Origin of the sequence: Streptomyces sp. NPDC057694 (genome assembly GCF_042799415.1) — a bacterium.
GTDB lineage: Bacteria > Actinomycetota > Actinomycetes > Streptomycetales > Streptomycetaceae > Streptomyces.
Window position 1 is genome coordinate 94,411 of the sequence record NZ_JBHVIX010000014.1, and the last position, 19,173, is coordinate 113,583.

At 68.7% G+C, this 19,173-nt stretch carries 13 protein-coding genes; 9 read left to right on the plus strand and 4 right to left on the minus strand.

Features of this window, described 5'->3' with window-relative positions:
- Positions 1–162 precede the first annotated feature (162 nt).
- Positions 163–726 carry an NADPH-dependent FMN reductase gene (locus ACFVDP_RS27190; protein WP_383494832.1) on the minus strand — a complete coding sequence of 188 codons (564 nt, stop codon included), beginning with the start codon at positions 724–726 and terminating at the stop codon, positions 163–165.
- Positions 727–862: 136 nt separating this feature from the next.
- On the opposite strand from ACFVDP_RS27190, the gene ACFVDP_RS27195 reads away from it, so the two are divergent.
- Complete coding sequence (locus ACFVDP_RS27195) at positions 863–1,549, plus strand: TetR/AcrR family transcriptional regulator (protein WP_383494835.1); 687 nt, start codon at positions 863–865, stop codon at positions 1,547–1,549.
- 169 nt (positions 1,550–1,718) lie between these two features.
- Here ACFVDP_RS27195 and ACFVDP_RS27200 read toward each other — a convergent pair whose 3' ends face one another.
- Positions 1,719–2,108: a hypothetical protein gene (locus tag ACFVDP_RS27200; RefSeq protein WP_383494838.1), complete on the minus strand. Its 390-nt coding sequence runs from the start codon at positions 2,106–2,108 to the stop codon at positions 1,719–1,721.
- Between the two features lie 126 nt (positions 2,109–2,234).
- On the opposite strand from ACFVDP_RS27200, the gene ACFVDP_RS27205 reads away from it, so the two are divergent.
- Together ACFVDP_RS27205 and ACFVDP_RS27210 are read left to right on the plus strand one after the other, a co-directional pair.
- The gene (locus ACFVDP_RS27205) at positions 2,235–2,681 is read left to right on the plus strand and encodes a hypothetical protein (RefSeq protein ID WP_383494841.1); all 447 of its coding nucleotides are present in this window, start codon (positions 2,235–2,237) and stop codon (positions 2,679–2,681) included.
- A 42-nt stretch (positions 2,682–2,723) separates the two neighbouring features.
- A complete protein-coding gene (locus ACFVDP_RS27210) occupies positions 2,724–3,491 on the plus strand; it encodes a transposase (protein WP_383494845.1) in 768 nt (255 codons plus the stop codon).
- Between the two features lie 65 nt (positions 3,492–3,556).
- Here the strand turns inward: ACFVDP_RS27210 and ACFVDP_RS27215 are convergent, their stop codons facing one another.
- Positions 3,557–5,914, minus strand: coding sequence for a M4 family metallopeptidase (locus ACFVDP_RS27215; protein ID WP_383494848.1), 2,358 nt, complete (start codon positions 5,912–5,914; stop codon positions 3,557–3,559).
- 913 nt (positions 5,915–6,827) lie between these two features.
- Between ACFVDP_RS27215 and ACFVDP_RS27220 the strand changes: the two genes are divergently transcribed.
- On the plus strand, positions 6,828–10,544 hold the full coding sequence (locus ACFVDP_RS27220) for a S8 family serine peptidase (protein ID WP_383494851.1): 3,717 nt from the start codon (positions 6,828–6,830) through the stop codon (positions 10,542–10,544).
- 55 nt (positions 10,545–10,599) lie between these two features.
- Here ACFVDP_RS27220 and ACFVDP_RS27225 read toward each other — a convergent pair whose 3' ends face one another.
- Entirely contained in the window at positions 10,600–10,944 is a 345-nt protein-coding gene (locus tag ACFVDP_RS27225; protein WP_383494854.1) for a hypothetical protein, read from the minus strand.
- A 172-nt stretch (positions 10,945–11,116) separates the two neighbouring features.
- Between ACFVDP_RS27225 and ACFVDP_RS27230 the strand changes: the two genes are divergently transcribed.
- From ACFVDP_RS27230 to ACFVDP_RS27250, 5 genes are all read left to right on the plus strand, one after another.
- Positions 11,117–11,272 carry a hypothetical protein gene (locus ACFVDP_RS27230; RefSeq protein WP_383494857.1) on the plus strand — a complete coding sequence of 52 codons (156 nt, stop codon included), beginning with the start codon at positions 11,117–11,119 and terminating at the stop codon, positions 11,270–11,272.
- A 651-nt stretch (positions 11,273–11,923) separates the two neighbouring features.
- Positions 11,924–14,923 (plus strand): ATP-binding protein, encoded by a 3,000-nt coding sequence (locus ACFVDP_RS27235; protein WP_383494860.1) that lies wholly within the window; start codon positions 11,924–11,926, stop codon positions 14,921–14,923.
- Between the two features lie 551 nt (positions 14,924–15,474).
- Entirely contained in the window at positions 15,475–17,739 is a 2,265-nt protein-coding gene (locus ACFVDP_RS27240) for an ATP-binding protein (RefSeq protein ID WP_383494863.1), read from the plus strand.
- Between the two features lie 155 nt (positions 17,740–17,894).
- Positions 17,895–18,188 (plus strand): hypothetical protein, encoded by a 294-nt coding sequence (locus ACFVDP_RS27245; RefSeq protein WP_383494866.1) that lies wholly within the window; start codon positions 17,895–17,897, stop codon positions 18,186–18,188.
- A 237-nt stretch (positions 18,189–18,425) separates the two neighbouring features.
- Entirely contained in the window at positions 18,426–18,851 is a 426-nt protein-coding gene (locus tag ACFVDP_RS27250; RefSeq protein WP_383494868.1) for a transposase, read from the plus strand.
- Positions 18,852–19,173: the final 322 nt, after the last annotated feature.

Genomic DNA, 19,173 nt, shown 5'->3' on the forward strand with positions numbered 1-19,173 from the left:
TCCCCACCCCCTGGAACACCCCCTCGTTCGGCAGTGGGGCGGCTGTCTTAATTGTTCTTGGGGGGGGGGGGGGGGGGGGGTTCCGGGGGGGGGGGGGCCCCCCCCCCCCCCCCCCCCACGCGGGCGTTCCGACCTTGCTCACGACAGGGAGTGGGGCGTGACTCAGGCGGCGGCCGTCTCACCCTTGTGGCCGTGCAGCCGGGCGACGACCTCGGTCAGCTGCTCGGCGACCTCGCTGTCATCCACCGGGTGCGTCTCGGCGAACCGGGTCAGAGAGCCGGGGATGGAGAGCTTGACGTCATCGAGGACCGTGCCGCCGGCGATGCCTACGGCCTTGCGGACCTCGTCCTGCGCCCACACGCCGCCGTACTGGCCAAATGCGGTGCCAACCACGGCGACGGGCTTGCCGGTGAAGGAACCCGCGCCATACGGGCGGGACAGCCAGTCGATGGCGTTCTTCAAGACGGCAGGGATGGTGCCGTTGTATTCGGGGGTCACGAGGAGGAAGGCGTCGGAGCCGTTCGCGGCCTCGCGCAGCTTGGCGGCGCTGGAGGGCACGTTGCCCTCCACGTCGATGTCCTCGTTGTAGAAGGGGATGTCGGCGAGTCCCTCGAACAGGACTACCTCGGCGCCTTCGGGGGCGAGCTTGACGGCCGCCTCTGCGAGCTTGCGGTTGGTCGAACCGGCGCGGAGGCTACCAACGAGAGTGAGGATGCGAACAGACACGAGGGGCTCCAAGGGCTGAGTGCTGGGTAGCGACTGCGGACTGCTGATCGCTGAGGAAGGTTCCGCAGATTCATCCGGACCGAAGTCCGCTTATTGTTTTAGCAGTGCAAACGGACCGCGGTCCAGTTTCTTGGAAATGCTTTACGCTGAGTTCATGTCCACGAGCCTGCCGCCCCTCCCGGCGCCCAAAGAGGACGCGGGACAGCCGGAGTTGCTGGAGATCGGCCTCCTCACAGGGGAGGCCGACCCCTGCCTGCGCGCCGACGCTGCGCGCAACCGCGCCCGGCTGCTCGAGGCTGCCGGACGATTGGTCGCGGAGCACGGCGCCGCCGGCGTGACGATGGAAGCGGTGGCCTCAGCGGCGTCGGTGGGTAAGGGAACAGTTTTCCGGCGGTTCGGCGACCGCACCGGCCTGCTGACCGCTTTGCTCGATCACTCGGCGAAGCAACTGCAGGCCGACCTGATCGGAGGGCCGCCGCCACTCGGTCCCGGCGCCCCGCCGGTGGAACGACTACGGGCGTTCGGTCTGGCCGTGCTGCGCCGGTCGGCGGAGCAACTGGACCTGCAGCTCGCGGCGCAACCGGAACCGTCCCGAAGACTCGCGCATCCAACGGTACGACTACTGACCGCACACGTCACCATCCTGCTGCGCGAGCTCGTCCCTGGCACCGACTGTGACCTGCAGGCTCAGGCGCTGATGGGATTCCTCGACCCCGCCGTGGTCCACCATCTCACTAAGCAATGCGGGATGCCGCTGGAGCGGCTGGAGGCAGGGTGGACCGATCTCGTTGCCCGTGTCACGGAAACCGGGGCGCCCGCCTGAGGGGGCTTCCTGACTCAGGGGGACTTTGCGTGTTCTTTCGTCGCAGTGGCGCGATTCCCATACAGCCGAACGTGAGCTGTGCCAGCCCGCCCGAGGCGGAGATCCGCTGTGACGCCGAACTCGCCACCGCCGGGTGCGTCATCCGGAACGTCGGGCGTTCTCTCAGTTCTCACTGTCCGACCCCCTCCCCGGCGGTGCCGCCGCCGCTCGCTCGTGGGCGCAGAACACCCTGCGGGGCAAGGCACCGCTGACCCAGCTCGCCAGCGATTCCGTTGCCGAGGCAAACCGTGCCCGCACCTGAGAGACCACGAACGACCCGTTTGTCTATCGGGACGAGCTGGTTCCTGATGACTCGTGTGACGAGTGCCCCCTCGCGTACACCTATGAGGGTGGCACGGAAGCACTCTGCGCCGACATCCTGCCCCAGTTCGAGAACGGGCAGCGGATGCTCTACGAGGTCCGCGCCGACAAGCCCATCACCGACAACGAGCCCTGCGTCCGCGTCCACATCCCCGTCTGGCATCTCCTCCGCCGGCGGGATATACGGGAACATGATCAAGAACTAACGTGTCCTGGATACCGAGAACTTCGACATAGTTGTCGTCAACTAAGGGCTGTCCCGTAAGCGATCTTCGGCCGCTTGCGGCAGTGCCCCGCGCACGGGCGACAGGGCCCTGATGGCAGGATGATCGCCCTGACGATTCTGGGGGCCATGTCCGTGCACACGCCTGCTGACTGCCTCGAACTGGCTCATGCCGAGAGCGACAGCGCCGTACTGCATCAACTCGCACGGTGTCCGTACCCCTTCGTATGGCAGGCGCTGGCCGCCAATCCCGCTACAGCGTCTGGCACTCTGCTGGAACTGAGCACGGCGCGAGACAGTGCCTGGAACGACAACAGGCTCCTTCGGCTGCTGGCGGAGCATCCGAGTGCGGACCACGCGGTGCTGCGAGGCGTCCGTGATGCCGTGGCGGCGAAGCTCGCCGAAGGTGAACGGCCTTATGCCGCCGTGCTCGCGCTGGCTGGGCGGACGGAGCTCGGGGCGGCAGAAGTGCGACAACTCGGGACTCTCCGTGGGGCTTCCGCGCGTCTGCGCGGTCAGCTGGACCGGCACCTCGGGCTCGGTACTTGACCCATGCCCGTCCCGGTCGACTTCAGGTGAAACGATCTTGGTGTGACTGCAGTGATCGCGGCGTCGGTGCCGTCCTGGATAGGTCCCTTCACCGGGCTGAGCCCGCGCTGCTTCCGCAGGCTGGTGACCGCCGTGCGGCGCGAGACCGCTGCCGGACTTCAGCGGGGGCGGCCCTGGGGGCTCCCACTTGAGGATCGCATTCTGCTTGTCACGGCCTACTGGCGCACGAACTTGACCATGCGCCAGATCGCCCCGCTGTTCGGCATCTCGAAATCGGCCGCAAACCGGATCATCGACCACCTCGGGCCGCTGCTCGCACTCCAGCCCCGCAAGCGGTTCGCGAAGAACACCGTCCTGATCGTGGACGGCACCCTGGTTCCCACCCGTGACCACACGATCGCAGAGCAGTCCAAGAACTATCGCTACTCCACGGCCCATCAGGTGGTCATCGACGCCGACACCCGCCTGGTCGTCGTGGTCGGCCGGCCCCTGCCGGGAAACCGGCACGACTCCCGCGGCTGGGAAGAATCCGGTACCAAGGCCGCCGTCGGCAAGACGATGACCATCGCAGACGGTGGCTACCAAGGCACCGGACTGGTCATCCCGCACCGTCGACGCAAAGGCGAGAACCTCCCGGCCTGGCAAGAGGCACACAACCACTCCCACAAGCAGGTCCGGGCCCGCGTCGAGCACACCTTCGCCCGCATGAAGGGCTGGAAGATCCTGCGCGACTGCCGACTCAAAGGCGACGGCGTTCATCACGCGATGCTCGGCATCGCCCGCCTGCACAACCTCGCCCTCGCCGGGTAAGCACAGCGGGGAACGCGGCGACCGACCTCTCCTCCACCAACTCCAAGATCGTTACGGGACAACCCTTAGAAGGTCATGCTCCAGCGATCGAGGTAGCCGGGATCGAGGAGGAAGATCCCCGGAGTGTTGTCGATGACCTGGAGTTTCCAGGTGCCGTCGGCCGGCACTGCGGAGGCGTCCACGGTGAACGTCTTGTGCAGTTCGGTGCCGGTGTCCCAGACGAAGTCCTTGACCGGGAGCACGGTTCCGTCCTCACTGACGAGGTTGATCACCTGACCGCCGATGAAATCGTGCACCAGGTCGACGCTCACCTTGAGGTTGGCGGGGCCCTTCCCCGGATGACCGGTGACCGTGAGCGGGGACTCGATGGTGCGCCAGTTGGGAATGTCGAAGCGGTCGGGATTGACGAAGTGGTCACCGCCGGAGGCCAGTACAGTCCAGGTGAAGGGGAGATTCAAGGTCTCCGCGGCGGAGTTCTTGATCCGCACCGTCACGTCGAACTCGCCGGCGCGGGTTGGGACACCGGAGATCAGACCCGTCTCCGGGGCGATGGCGAGTCCGTCCGGAAGGCCGGTCGCGCTGTAGGAGAGAGCGCCGGGCCGGGTGGAGGTGGCGGTGATCCGGCGGTTGACGGGCTGTCCAGTGGCCGAGTCCCGGGTGGAAGGGGCGTCGGCGGCGATGTGATGCACGTAGCGCGGGCCCACTTTGACGGCGGCCCAGGCGTTGCCGACCGCCTCGTAGGCCTCGCTGGTGGTGCCGAACAGGTCGGCCGCGGCCTGCAAGGTGGCGGTACGGGCACCGGCGTAATCGGTCGTGCCGGTCATGTAGTGAGTCAGCGCCCGGTACCAGACGTTCGTGGCGTTGTGCAGGCCCAGGCCCGCGACGGGCAGCCCGTCCGCGGTCGGGCTGTCGTAGGAAACGCCCTGGATTGTCTTGCTGCCGCTGCCTTCGGCGAGCAGGTAGAAGAAGTGGTTGGCGACACCCGAGCTGAAGTGCGGATCGAGCTTCTTCGTCTCAGGCGTCCAGTAGTCCTGTGAAGTGCCCTTGGCGGAGGCGTCCTTGGACGGCTGGTCCATGTACCGCAGTGGTTTGCCTGTGCCGCGGACGTCCGCCAGCTCGCCGATCAGGTAGTCAGGCGTGTCCTTGGCGTTGTTGGCGAAGAACTCGACGGCGGTGCCCATGATGTCGCTGGTGGCTTCGTTCAGTCCGCCCGATTCGCCGGTGTAGATCAGCCCGGCGGTCGCGGAGGTGACCCCGTGGGTCATCTCATGCGCTGCGATGTCGAGTTCGGTCAGCGGCCGGTTGCCGTCCAGGCCGTCTCCGTAGGTCATGCAGAAGCACAGGTCGTCCCAGAAGGCGTTCGCGTATCCGGTGCCGTAGTGCACGCGAGAGGTGGCTCCGACCCCGTCGTCCGCTATGCCGCTGCGACCGAATCGGTCGTGGTAGAAGTCCCAGGTGCGCTGTGCCCCGTAGGCGGCGTCCACGGCGGCGGTCTGCGGATCGGCGCTGGTTCCGTCGCCCCATACGTCGTCGGTGTCCGTCAACAGCGAGGCGAAGCCTTCGTGGACGTCGAAGGTCCGGTGGCCGCCGCGCTGCTGATCGGTGAGTTCGTAGACGCTGCCGTTGAGCTGTGAGCCGACCGACACCGTGCCGCTGTACTGGCTGTGCCCCTCACCGGCCTGGATGTCGTCATAGGAGGAGAGCAGGCTGCCGCTCGTTGCGTCCGTGACCACGTGCAGACGGCTGGGGGTGCCGTCGGAGCGCACTCCGTTGACAACGTTTTCCCAGGCCAGTCGTGGGAACGCTCCCGCCGTCCAGACGACGCGCCGCGAAGCGACCGTCGACTTCCCTCCTTGTGCAGCTCCCTGCCGCTTCTGCTCCTTCTTCGCGACCACGAGCGCCTTGCGCCGGGCCGTGCCCACGGACACGGTGGCCTTGGTGCTGGGCACGGACAGGGCTGCGTGCGACGCGGTCACGGTGAGATCGCCTGCGCGGTCGTGGGCGACCAGATCGCCCCCGATGACAGGCAGGCCGCTATAGGTCCGTTCGTAGCGGATGTGCTTCGTACCGTCGGCGTCCTTGAGAACGTCTTTCACGACCAGCTTCTCCCGCGGGCCCAGTCCGGCCTCGCGCGCGGCCGCTGCGCGGTCCTCGCCCGCCTGGTCGAAGAGCCGCTCGCGCTGCGTGGCAGTGAGGCGGACAGGCTGCGCGCCCGCTCTGGGGTGCGCGTCGACCAGTCCTGGAGCGGCAGTGTGCCGGACCGGTCCTGGGCCGGCCTCTTCGGCGGCTGCTCCTGCGGGCACCGCGGTGACCAGCGACGCGGCGACCAGAGCGGCAAGGGTGGTGGAGCGGCGCCATGAGGCGCCTTGCGAGCGCAGGCGTGGGCGCGGCAGACGGCCGCCGCGAGCGGGGGAGTGCAGCACGGGGGCAGCTCCTTTCGCCGGAATCCGGCGGACAGCTGGTGGGAAACAGGAGGAAGCGCCGCAGGCCACATCGCAGGCGGAGCCGAGGGGAGGGAAGGAGAGCGCTGAGCGAGCGCGGACAGATCGTCGCAGTGCGGGGAGTTGTTGTCATCACTGCGGAGATCAATGTCCGAAAGACGGTCAACTCTTCAATGCTCAGCCCCTGTTGCCGCAAGCGCGCCACATGTGCCTTTACGAGACGGCAACACGGCGATACTCAGCGGCCTTGGCCGATTCGGGTTGCTGGAGCGCGCTGATCCGGAGGGGCGGTGTGGGGCCATGGACGGTCCGGGCACCTGCGTCGGCCAGACCCAGCCGCGCCGAATCCGGCGTTGAAGCCAGTCGCGGTGCCGTGCGCTCTGCGCCCGTACTGCCGTCGTCGCCGATCGTGACCTGCTGTGAGTCTGGGAACTCGGCCTGGACCTGATCCAGCTGCTCGTAGTAAGTCCGGTGTTCCTCATCGGCGTCCTCGGAGAGCTTTGCTCTGCTCGGGGCTCCATCCTTGAGCTGCTCCCATGTCTCGCCGTCGAGAACGTTGACCTGGGGTTCTCCTCACCGCTGGCTGTGCTCGGCGAAGATGGTGTGGTTCCTGAGCAGGTCGGGAAGCCCCGGACGTCGCCAACTCGTCGCAGCCGCCTGAGATTGCATGCGGTCCGTTCTCTGCGGCGCGGTCTCGCGGGCGAGGGATTCCGCCCTCCCTCCGCAGTCTCAACGCCTCCTGATTTCAGGGGTGTTGCCAAATCACTGCCGCCACTCCTCGCTCTTCCCGAGATCGTCTTCGGTGGCATAGATTTCCGGCGGCCTGAACATCCATTCAAGTCGAGGGGATCCTTTGACACTCCATCCGTCTGAAAGAAGGCAGCGCAGGCTCGTCGTGGCGGCTGCCCTCCTGGTCACCGCGGCGACCCCGCATGTGACCGCATTTGCAGACGCCCCGCAGAACGGTGACGTCACCGGTGCGATCAGCTCCGCTGACAACGTTGCCACATCCGTCATCACCCTGATCACCGGCGACAAGGTCACCATCACCCCCACCGCCGGCGGTGACCCCGGCGCCCTCACGGTGCAGGGCCCTGACGGTGAGCCCGGCGCGGCGCGCGTGCTGACGGTGGGCGGCGACACCTACGTCTATCCCGACTCCGCCCGTTCCTACCTGGCGTCCGGCGCCCTGGACGATCAGCTCTTCAACGTCACCCGCCTGGTCGCCGACGGCTACGATGACGCCTCGCTCGACCAACTGCCCCTCATCGTCACCTACGGCGGCAAGGACGCCTCCGCGTCCACGCTGCGAAGACGCGCGGTGGCGATGCCCGCCGACGTCGCCGACGTGAGGCCGCTGACCAGTGTCAACGGCGTGGCCCTCGCCGCCGATCGCAAGGACACCGGCGCGCTGTGGAAAGATCTCACCGGCACACGTGTGAGCACCGGAGAGGTTCCCGCCGGCAGCGCCGACCTGGCGGGTGGGGTCGACAAGGTGTGGCTCGACGGCAAGGTCGAGGCCACCCTCAGCGACTCGGTCGCCCAGATCGGCGCACCCGAGGTCTGGAAGGGCGGCAACACCGGAGACGGCGTCGATGTCGCCGTCCTGGACACCGGCTACGACCAGGCCCATCCCGACCTGAAGGACGCGGTCGAGGACAGCGACAGCTTCGTCCCCGGCGAAGACGTCACCGACCGCAACGGCCACGGCACGCACGTCGCCTCCACCATCGCCGGCAGCGGCGCGGCATCCGGCGGCACCGAGAAGGGCGTGGCCCCCGGCGTGGACCTGCACGTCGGCAAGGTCCTGTCCAACGAGGGATACGGATACGACTCCTGGATCCTCGAAGGCATGGAGTGGGCCGCCCGCGACGAACGCGCCCGCGTCATCAGCATGAGCCTGGGCAGCAGCGTGAACGCCGACGGTGAGACCGTCCTCGCCGAGGCTGTCGACGAACTCAGTGCCGAGACCGGCGCACTGTTCACGATCGCCGCGGGCAACGACGGCCCGGGTGCCCAGAGCGTCCGGTCGCCCGGCACCGCCGACGCGGCTCTGACCGTCGGCGCGGTCGACTCCTCCGACGCCATCGCCGACTTCTCCAGCCGCGGGCCCCGCTACGGCGACGACGCCCTCAAGCCGGAGATCACGGCGCCCGGCGTCGGCATCCTGGCCGCGCGCTCGCAGTACTTCAGCGAAGGCTCCGGCTCCTACATCAGCCTCAGCGGCACCTCCATGGCTACCCCGCACGTGGCCGGCGTCGCAGCGCTGGTGGCGGCCGCGCACCCCGACTGGACCGGCAGCCGCATCAAGGACGCCCTCGTCAGTACCGTGAAAGCCACGCCCGGCATCTCGGCGGACGACGGCGGCAACGGCCGCGTGAGCGCCGCGAAGGCAGCCACCGCGACCCTGACGGCGACCGGCACGGTCGACGCCGGCATCCACTCGCCCGGTGACGCCACGGCCAGCGTGGAGAAGACCGCGACCTGGACCAACACCGGCGATGAGGCGGTCACCGTCGACCTCGCCGTGGACGCGCCCGGCGCACCCGAGGGCGTCTTCACCGTCTCCGACGACCGTCTGGAAGTCCCCGCCCACGGCACGGCGAGCGTCACCGTCACGACCGACCCGGCCAAAGCGGGTGAACTCAAGCGCTGGACGGGCCGGTTGACGGCCTCCGCCGAGGGCACCGTCCTCACTCGGACCCTCCTCGGCGTCAGCACCCGCCAGCAGCTCTTCCACGTCCGCAGCACCATCACTGGACGGTCCGGCGAACCCACCTGGGGCTCCCTCACCTTCTTCCGCGAAGGTGACGAGTACGCGGGCAACTACCTCTTCGACGGAGGCGGTTCGGACCAGCTCCTGCCACCCGGCCGCTACACCGTCTACGCCGACTTCCGCGTCGAGGGCACTCACGGCGCCTCATCGGCCGGATACGCCCGCATGGTCATCCCGCAGGTGGACATCACCGGCGCCGCCGACCTGACCTTCGACGGGACCAAGCTGCGGGAGATCTCCGCGGTCACACCGCGCAAGACCGAGAACTTCTTCCGGCGCCTGGACTACTACCGCGCGTTCGACGACGGAACCTCCGTCCTGGACAGCACCCTGATCGCGGACGGCTGGGACAGCATGTGGACGGCCGCCACTTCCAAGGTGAGCGACGGCGAGCAGTACGTCACCGCCCGCTGGCGCAACCAGGAACCGCTCCTGACCGTCGCCTCCGGGACAAAGGAGTACGACGACTTGTGGATCATGCCGGGGTCGTCGAAGCTCCCCGAGGACGACTACGACCTCGACCTCATCCACCCCGGTGACGGCCTCGACGAGGACTACGAGGGCGTCGACGCCGCCGGCAAGGCCGCCGTCGTGCCCTGGGACTCCGACGACGAGGACACCGCGGACGACCAGATCAGGGCCGCGCAGAAGGCCGGTGTGAAACTGCTGCTGTTCGTCAACGATCTCGAGGGGCGCCTGCGCGAGGCCATCATCAAGTCGTCCATCGAGGTGGTGGGCCTGTCCCGCACCGAGGGCGAGGAACTCCTCGCCCGCGTCGACGCCAGCCCCACGAAGAGCGTCCCACTGAAGGCCGTGTCCCGCCCCGACACCGACTACCTCTACGACCTCGTCCACACCTGGAAGGGCCGTACACCGACGAACCCCGTCTACGCCCCCAGGGACGGCCAACTGGCCCGCGTGGAAACCACGTTCCACAACCCCACCGGCCGCGAGGTCTACGAAAACCGCTACGACGTCCACCCCTGGACCGCCTACCGGGTCGGCTCCAACCGGCTCAGCACCGCCGGCGCGCACCGCACCGACTACGTCAGCACGGACAAGTCCTTCTCGTGGGTCGAGGAGGGCGAGCTGCAGTCGCTCGCCTACAGCGTCTCCGGGACCGTCACCTACCCGGCGGGCAGGACCACGGACGTGGAGTGGTTCGGGCCCGTCGTCCGGCCGCGCATCAACAGCAGCGTCGCGGCACCCGTCCGCACCGGCGACCAGATCGATGTCACCGTGCCCTCGTGGGGCGACTCGGGCGGCGACCACGTCAACGGGACACCGTTCGGCAGCGGTGACACCACCCAGGAGACCACGCTGTACCGCGGCAAAACCGTGCTCGCCGAGGGCGGCGCCGGACTGACCGCGACCGTACCGGCGAAGAAGAACACCTACCGGCTGGTCCACGAGGCGAACCGGACCTCCACGCCCGCCTTCCCCTACTCGACCGCCACCCGCACCGAGTGGACCTTCACCTCGGCACAATCCCATGACAAGGAGCATGCAACGCAACTCCCTCTGATCCAGGTCGACTACGCCGTGCCGACATCCGCCGACGGCAAGACGGAGCGCGACGCCACGCTGCTCATCACGCCGGCCCGTCTGGACGGAGCCGCGAACGCGGCGCTGCGCACCACCAAGGTCCAGCTGTCCTACGACGACGGCGCCAACTGGACCACGGCCCGGCCCAGCGGCCGGGGCAACGGCAGGGTGAGCGTAGCCCTGCACGCCCCCGCCTCGGCCCAGTACCTCACGGTGCGCGTCCAGGCCGCGGACAGCCGCGGCAACACCGTGACGCAGACCGTTGTACGCGCCGCAGGCATCACCGACTGACCCTGGCGTGAAGCCCATCGCCGGCGGCCGCTTCATGGTCGCCGGCGATTCACTCTCACACCCCGCGGGCCCAGCAGCGGCAGGCCGCTCTCCCCCACCTGCCCGACGAGTCGCAAGGCAGCCTCGAACAGCAAGCCCACGCCGTGGAACCGGTGCTGGGCGGGAACGAGGTCTCGACTGCGAGGGCTGTGACCAGCGCGAGGCCGTCCGCGGTGGTCGGCTGGCAGGTGTCCTGGTGAAGGATCTCGCTGTAGAGGTCGCCGAGGAGGCTCCGGTCGTCCCAGCAAGGGTCGGCCTCGTCGTCGAACAGCATCGCGGCCTGGGGTGGCCGGGTGGCGTGCATGCGGTCGGCGACACCCCCGCCCATGCACCGCCGCAGTGAGACCGTGCCGACCGCCACCCTCCACCGGTGGTAGAACAAGGGGCAGCGGCAGCTCGTCGCCTTCCTTGCCCACGGCGCGAAGACCGACCTCCCGCCGCTGACGTGGACGCTCGCGTCGAGCGGGGCCCTCACCGGCGAGGCCGACAGCCTCGGCTACACCCCGGACGGACAGCGTGACGCCGTCCGGCGGTTGGCCGCTCACGTCGGCGCGTCCGTCACCAGCCGGAAGACCAGCGACGGACGCGAGGAGCTGTATGCGGGGTGGAAGCTCGCCAAGGGCGTGGACGAGGTCGGCGGCTGCTTCCGCGCCACCGTCTTCCTCACCGACGAGAACGGCGGCGGGTGATACCGACTGACGGCACGGCCATCGTCACCACGTACTTCGAGGACCGGATCGCCGAGGGCACCGGCCCCGGTCACCCGCACGCGACAAGCCGCCGCACCCCGTGTGGTGAGATACGGCGGCAGGCGGGTGCCCCGGGCCGATGGTTCAGAGCCAGCCGAGGGTGCTCAAGGCCTGGATGAGCCGAAGGCGGCGCCCGCAGCCCCGCCCAGCTCAATGCGATCATCCGGGATCGCATCACCGCATCGCGGGCGCCTTCCGCGCCCGCGACAAGCGGTGAACCACGCCCCGCTCGTCCTCATCCCACCCCAGTCACGACCTCCTTCAACGGAATCGCCCCGAACCGTTCGCGCCAGGCCACGGTGTCCACACCCATGGCGGCGGCCATGCGGACTCCGGTCGCCTCGGCACCTGCTACAGGTCGGCCATCTCGAAGCCGGGCGGGTCTGCCACCCGGATCTCCCCACCGGCTCGACGTCCCCCTTGGACGAGATCCCTCGGACGGAATCGCTGATGGCACGGCGCCCGCCGTGGGCGAGACCGTCAAGTCGGCGGTTCGACAGGCACCTCCGGCACACGCGAGTTCTGCCTGTTGATGCTCCTGGGACTTCCATCAGTCCGGCTGTTGGCTGGTGGTCACCAGAGCACAGACCCGTGACCGCACCGCCCCCGCGCGGTGCCGGGTTCATCCCACGAATCGCCGAGGCTGATGTGACCGTACCCGTCGCCCTTCCCACGATCCTTCACCCGCCCACCGACCCGACCGCGGGTTTCGTGGACATCCGGCCGACACCCGCGGCGCGCCGCCCCAGCGCCGCCCCCCGGGCCCTGACCGCCCGCATCGGTCCGGTCTCGGCTCCCCTCCCGCCGCAGACCATGAGGGCGGATCTCCTGATCGGGCGGGACGATGACCTGGAGCGTGTCTCCCAAGTCCTCGGCGACGAAAACTCCGGCGGATCCCTGGTGCTTTCCGGGGATCCCGGCGTCGGCAAGTCGACGCTCCTGGAGGCGCTTGCGCGATCCGCCGCGGACTCCGGTGCGCGCGTACTGCGTGTGGCCGGCGTACAGTCCGAGGCGGATGTCAGCTACGCGGCACTTAACCAGGCACTTCTTCCCCTCAGGGACACAATCGACGCTGTGGGCGGCGAACACCGCGACGCCCTACGAGTCGCCCTCGGCTTCGGCGGCGGCCGGCCACCTCAGCGCCTCATGGTCTTCACCGCCGCACTGACCGTGCTGCAGGCTGCAGCGTCCGAGAGGCAGGTTGTCCTGGTCGTCGATGACCTGCCACGGCTCGACCGGGTGAGCGCAGCCGCCTTCGGATTTATCGCTCGGCGCATATCCGGCACTCCCGTCAGCTTCCTGGGGGCGATGCGCTCAGGCGGTGACAGCTTCTTCGAGACCAGCGGTCTGCCGATCCACGAACTGCGTCCACTCGACTCCAAGTCGGCCACCTGCCTTGTCGACTCGTGCTCGCCCGGCCTCGGCAGACAGATCCGTCGCCGTGTCCTGGAGGCCGCTCAGGGCAATCCGCTCGCCCTTGTCGAACTGCCCGACGCGCTGCGGGCCGGCCGCAGCGAGACCCTGGAGACAGCTCCGGCCGTCCTGCCGCTCAGCCAGCGGCTCCAGTCCCTCTACGTGTCCCGCGTCCGTGCCCTGCCGCGCGCGACGCAGACCGTGCTCCTGCTGGCCGTCCTCGAAGGCAGTCTCGATCTCGGCATCCTCCAGGCCGCTGCCAGGGCCATGGGCGTCTTCTCCGCCCTTGAGGAACTGGCCCCCGCCGAACATGACCAACTCGTGTGCGTGGACCAGAGCACCCGCCGTCTGGTTTTCCAGCACCCGCTGATTCAATCGGCCGTGGTCGAAGCGTTCACCAGCGACGAGCGCCGGACGGCTCACGAGTTTCTGGCGCAGGCGTTGGTGAATCAGCCCGAGTCCCGAGCCTGGCACCTGGGTGAGGCCACACTCGAGCCCGACGAGGGTGTGGCCAAACTCCTGGAGGATGCCGCGCATCGCATCCTCCACCGAGGCAACGCCGCGACCGCCGTCTCTGCGCTCGTACGCGCCGCCGAACTCAGCCCCCTCAACGCGGACCGTGGCCGCCGGCTCGCACAGGCCGCGTACCTCGGCGCCGAAGCCACCGGAGCCTTTCACAGCGCCTCGGAAATGCTGGAGGTCGCACGGCAGGCCGATCCCGAGCTGGACACGTCGTTGCATTCCACCGCCGCCAAGGTCCTTCTGATGCTCAACAGCGACGGCGACGTGATCGCCGCCCACCGCATCCTCGTCGCCGCCATCGAGGAAGGTGCCCATGGCTACGACGCCGACGACGGCGCCCTCATCGACGCACTCCACCTGCTCTCCCTCCTGTGCGTATACGCGGGCAGGCCAGAGCTGTGGGCGCCCTTCCACACAGCGCTCTCGCGACTTCGTCCGCAATCCCCGGCTCTGCTGTCCGTCCTCGGCCGGCTGCACACTGACCCTGCCGGAGTCGGGCCGGCGACGCTGACCCAGCTCGAGCGGATCTTCGACGATGCGGCGACGGAGGCCGATCCAGGCCAGATCGTGCGCATCGGAACGATCGCCGTTGCCTCCGACCGGCTGGCGGCGGTCCGGGCATCGTCCTGGCGGGTGGTCAAGATCGGCCGTACCGGCGGCTCCCTGCGCAGGCACCTCGCAGGGTTGCTGCATCTGAGTCTCGACGCCTACTACAGCGGGCGATGGACAGAAACCGAGGAACTGTCCGACGAAGGCCTCGAGCTGTGCGAGGACACCGGGTACGGCTTCTTCTCCTGGTATTTCCATTACAGCAAGGGCCTGGTGTCGGCTTCACGCGGCGACACCGACACAGCCCACTCTCTCGCCGACCGCATGCTGGACTGGGCGTCCCCGCGCGGCCTGCGAGGCATCGTTCAGTACGCCCAGCACGTCCGCGTGCTGGCCCACGTTGCGAACGGAGAGTTCGAGGAGGCGTTTCGGCACGCGAGTGCGGTGAGTCGGGCTGGGGAGCTGGCCGACTCACAGGTCGCCTGTCGGCTGTTCTTCGACTTCGTCGAGTCTGCCCTTCGCACCCAGCGCACGGAGGAGGCGGTCGCACACGTGCGGGCAGTGCGCGCATCGAGCGTCGAGGCGCTCTCTGTGCGGCTGGCGATGCTCGCAGGTGCTGCTGGCGCGCTCGCGACCGAGGACGACACAGAGGCCCTACGCCAACTCGAACAGACGTTGTCCTCGCCGTCGGTTGCCGCGTGGCCGTTCGACCAGGCCCGGGTGCAACTGGCGCTGGGAGAGCGGCTGAGGCGTTCCGGGGAGATACCGCGCTGCAAGGAGCCGCTTGAATCCGCGCTCAGAACCTTTCGGCGACTGGGAGCCCATGCCTGGGTCAGGCGCGCGGCGAGTGAGTTGCGCGCGGCGGGTTCACCGACTCCGATCAGAGGTGAAGAGCAGGCTCAGCTCACGCCCCGCGAGCGGGAGATCGTGGAACTGGCGGCGTCGGGCATGACGAACAAGCAGATCGCCGAGAGGCTCTTCCTCTCGCACCGCACCGTTGGTGCGCACCTCTACAGGGTTTATCCCAAGCTGTACATCACGTCGCGAGGAGGCCTCAGGGACGCTCTGTCCGCCCTGGAAGCGCACAACGAGGGCAAGGCGATCTGATCATGCTGTCCCGACCGTGCGGTACGAACTGTGGGTGCTGGTGGAAGGAGCATGGGAAATCTCGGTGGGAACGATCTTCGAGAGGCCTGCGAAGGGTCGACTGCCCGCCACTCCAGCCTCGCCTTCCGGGCAACGAACGGCGAGGCACCCCGAACGTGGAGGTTCCGGCCCACCGGCCTGGCATCGATGCGGCGGCCATGGCCGGCCTGTCCGCCCGGACTCCCGACCGTCGCAGGCGGCCGCAGTGCTCAGGCCGCCAGGCCGGACAGCCGCACCGGGAGAGGCTATGCCGCGGGCCGGCGGTACTCCGGGAGCAGATGTACCCGCCCGCCTGGACGGCTTCGGAGAGACCGGCTATACGCTCCGGACGCCCTGATGCGGCGCGAACCGTGGACATCCACCGCTCCCAGGGACGCGTTCCGCCCGGCCAACCGTCCCCGGCTGTTCCCTTCCTCTCCCCGCGTGCCGAGTCCGTGTCTGCGGTCACTACGCTGGACTCGAAAGTGCACCCGTCCCTCCGGCGCGCGTGCGACGAGCGTAGGGAGAGCGTTGTGGCGAACTTCGGAGAACTGCTGCGCCGTATGCGTCAGGATGCCTCGCTGACGATCGAGGAACTGGCCGAGTCCTCCGGACTCAGCGTCCGGGGTATCGGTGACTTGGAACGCGGGCGCCGCACCGTTCCCCAGCGGTCCACCATCGCCGCCCTGGCCCTGGGACTGGGGCTGGACGACGCGGGCCGGGCTCAACTGCTGGCGGCAGCGCGCGCCGCCAGGCCGACCGGGGAGTCGGCCGGTGGCGGTCGCCTTCCGCGCGGTGTCGACGACTTCGTGGGCCGGCGCGCCGAACTGGACCGAATACGCTCCCTCGCCGACTCAGCCAGGAGCGGTTACTGTCCCGTCGTCGCGGTGTCCGGTGCTCCTGGTATCGGCAAGAGCTCACTCGCCCTCCAGGCCACACATGAACTCGCCGGGCCCTTCCCCGCCGGCCGCACCGTTATGGACCTGCGCGGCATGGACGAAGACCCGCCCGGCCCGGAGAAGCTGATCCTGCGCTGCCTCAAGGCGTTCGGCGTTCCTGACCGCGATCTGGCCCGCAGCGGCCCCGAGGGCCATCCCGAGCTGTACCGGGACGTCCTGGCGGAGCAGCCGCGCCTGCTCGTGTTCGACAATGCACTGGACGAGGCCCAGGTGCGCCCGCTCCTGCCGGGAGCGGGCCAAAGCATGGTGATCATCACCAGCCGGCGCATGCTCACCGGTCTGGACAACGTCCACCGCGTACCTCTCGGCGAACTCGCACAGGCCGAGGCAGAGACCATGTTGGCCAACCTCCTCGGCCCGGAACGCGCCGGCGCCGAGGCCGCATCCGTGGCGCGCATCGCCGCCCTGTGCGGCAACTTGCCCCTCGCACTGCGGGTCGCGGGCAACTGGCTCGCCACGCGCACGGGCTGGAGCGCCGAGCGGTTCGCCGAGCGGCTGTCCGCGGAGGGACGGCGACTGGACTCGCTGGTCGCCGGCGATGTCCGCGTGGCCGCCGCCTTCGACCTTTCCTACCGTCAGCTGTCTCCCCTCGCCTCCCGGCTCTTCCGCCTGCTCGCGCTCGTCCCCGGGCCCGACACATCCGCCGCGGGCGCGGGCATCCTGACAGGTCTGGATCTTTTCGATGCCGAAGACGCCCTGGAGGAACTGGTCGAGACCGGGCTCTTGGCCACCGTCAACGATCGTTATCGACTCCACGATCTTCTGCGCCTCTTCGCCGGTATCAGGCTCAGGGACGAGGAGAACGTGTCCGACGCAGAGAACGCCAGTACCTCGCTGCGTCACTGGCTCCTCGAGACCGCGATGCTGGCAGGTCGCTGGTACGAGCCTCGGCACGGCGCTCCGGCCACAGAGCCGCTCCTCGCGGACCTGTCCGACCGGGACAAGGCACGACAGTGGCTACAGTCCGAAGGCGACAACTGGCTCGGCGCCCTGCGGAGCGCAGCGGCCGCGGGCGAGCATGCCCTGGTCGTCGACACCGCCGAAGCCATGCACTGGTTCTCCGACGGGTGGGCCTTCTGGGGTCACTGGACCGAGGTCTTCCGGACCGCCGCCTCCTCCGCCAGGGCCCAGGGGGACCAACTGGCTGAGGCAACCCAGCTCAACTATCTGGCATGGGCTCTGCAGATCTGCGACGGTCGTGCCGACGAGAGCGCGAAATGCGCGGCCCAGGCGCTGGAGGTGGCCCGGGAAGCCGGAGACTTGGTGCAGCAGGGGTGGTCTCACACCTACAGCGCCTCGGCACTGGCCCGCCTCGGAGAGCACACCGCAGCGGCGGAACACAACGGGTTGGCCGCCGACTTGTTCTCCCGCACCGGCGATCGCCACGGCGCCGTGGCCGCGATGGTCGGACGCGGCCTCGCGCTCGCCGCGGGCAACCGCCCCCTGGAAGCGATCGATTCCCACCGGCAGACCCTCGCCTTCGTCGAGGAAGCGGCCGAGCCATTCGAACCCTCCTTCTTGCTCAACTTCCGGGTCAACGTACGCGGCGTGCTGGCCGACCTACTGCTCGCCTTGGAACAGTGGGACGAGGCAGCCGAGCAGCTGAGCCTGTCCGCCGAGGACGCCCGCCGGAGCGGCAACACCGGACTGGAAAGCCGCGCGTTCGCCCGACTCGCACGAGCCCACCTGGGCGCCGGCCGGAGTGACGCGGCGACAGCGGCGTACCTGGCCGTCACTGGACTCGGAGCCGGCGCCGAAGCCGATTCCCTCACCGAAGCGCAGACGCACCTCACCGAGCACCACGCGACCGACGAGGCGGGGGCCAACTCCGATGCCTAGTGTGATGCGCCTGTGGCTCGTTGAATATGTGTAGCCTTGCGCGGATTGCGCGCCGGGGGCGGCCGGGGGCCCGAAGTGACGTTGACCGACGACGAGCGCGAGACGCTGGTGCGCTAGGTTCTGTCCGACGGATGCTCAGGTCATAGGGTCTGACCGTGATTAACCTCCACGTCCGAGGCGAGAACGGCACGATCGAGGCCCGCGCGAAGCACGGTGTGGTCTGGGGTCCCGAGCTGGCTGATCTTGATCAGTCAGCATTCCCAATGCTGGGACACCTGTTGCCATACGCGGACACCATTTTCAACCACCGGCAGGTGTCAACCCTGTTGGAGGAGGTGCTGCGGCTGCCTGCAGGCGTGCTAACTGATGCGTTCGCGCGCGAGCTGATCGAGCTGGGTCAGGTAGTTCTTGACGGACAGGGCCTGTACCTGTGGTTCCTCGGAGACTGAGGCTGCAGGCCGGCTTAGTGGGCGTTTGGTCTGAGATTGCGAGTGAATGAGCTGTCTGTCCGTCACTACTCCCGTGACTGCCGAATCGTGTAGTGCGCCTGTCGCCTGAAGAGGCCCCTGAGCCGCCCCAAATGCCGGTCTCATGAGTCCCGGCCTGTCTCATCCCACGATGTCCCGGGACTGCCGCCCCACCCCGATGGCCTGGCCGCCGGCCGGCGGCCGCGGTACGCCTGCACCATGACACGGCGAGCGCCCTATCCCACCGACCTCTCGGACGAGCGCTGGGGGCTGATCGGCCCGATGCTGGAGAACTGGCGGGCCGCGCGCCACCACCGCGCGCTCGACACGGCCTACGCCCGCTTCCCCCGGCTGCGCACGCTCTGGGCCGACAGCGCCTTCCGCACCACCTGCATCGAGCACGCCGCCCGGCTCGGCATCGCCATAGAAGTGGTCCAACGCGCCCCGGGCAGTCGGGGCTTCGTCCCGCTGCCCCGCCGCTGGACCATCGAGCGCACCTTCGGCTGGCTCATGATGTTCCGCCGACTCGCCCGCGACTACGAGACCCTGCCCGCCCGCTCCGCCGCTCTCATCCAACTCCGAATGATCGACCTGATGGCCCGCCGCCTCACCGGCGAGTCCACCCCTACCTGGCGAGGCACCTAGAACACCCCAAAGCTCGCAACCCGGGGTGAAACATCAGGATCAAACACCCACTTAGCCAGTCACCGAACGGAGCGTGACCTCTGTGCAGATTCGGCTGCTTGAGATGGGGGAGAGGGTGCGTCGGGCTGTGGTGCGCAGGGCGAGGTCTGATGTTCCGGGGTTGCGGCGTGGTAGCTGGGGTCTGGCGGTGCTGTCGGCGCGTGGTGTGTCGGGTCGTGGGCACTCGGGGCTGTTTCGGTTGAGCGCACGGATGTGGGCCGCGAACGTCGCTTCGGGCAGGGGGAGTTCGAGGTCGTCGTCGACGAAGGTGACGGCGCGGGTG

What these genes read in the sequence shown, in the direction of transcription:
- ACFVDP_RS27250 (WP_383494868.1), top strand. Translation starts at nt 18,426, where the DNA reads ATGACACGGCGAGCGCCCTATCCCACCGACCTCTCGGACGAGCGCTGG.
- ACFVDP_RS27205 (WP_383494841.1), top strand. Translation starts at nt 2,235, where the DNA reads ATGATCGCCCTGACGATTCTGGGGGCCATGTCCGTGCACACGCCTGCT.
- ACFVDP_RS27195 (WP_383494835.1), top strand. Translation starts at nt 863, where the DNA reads ATGCTTTACGCTGAGTTCATGTCCACGAGCCTGCCGCCCCTCCCGGCG.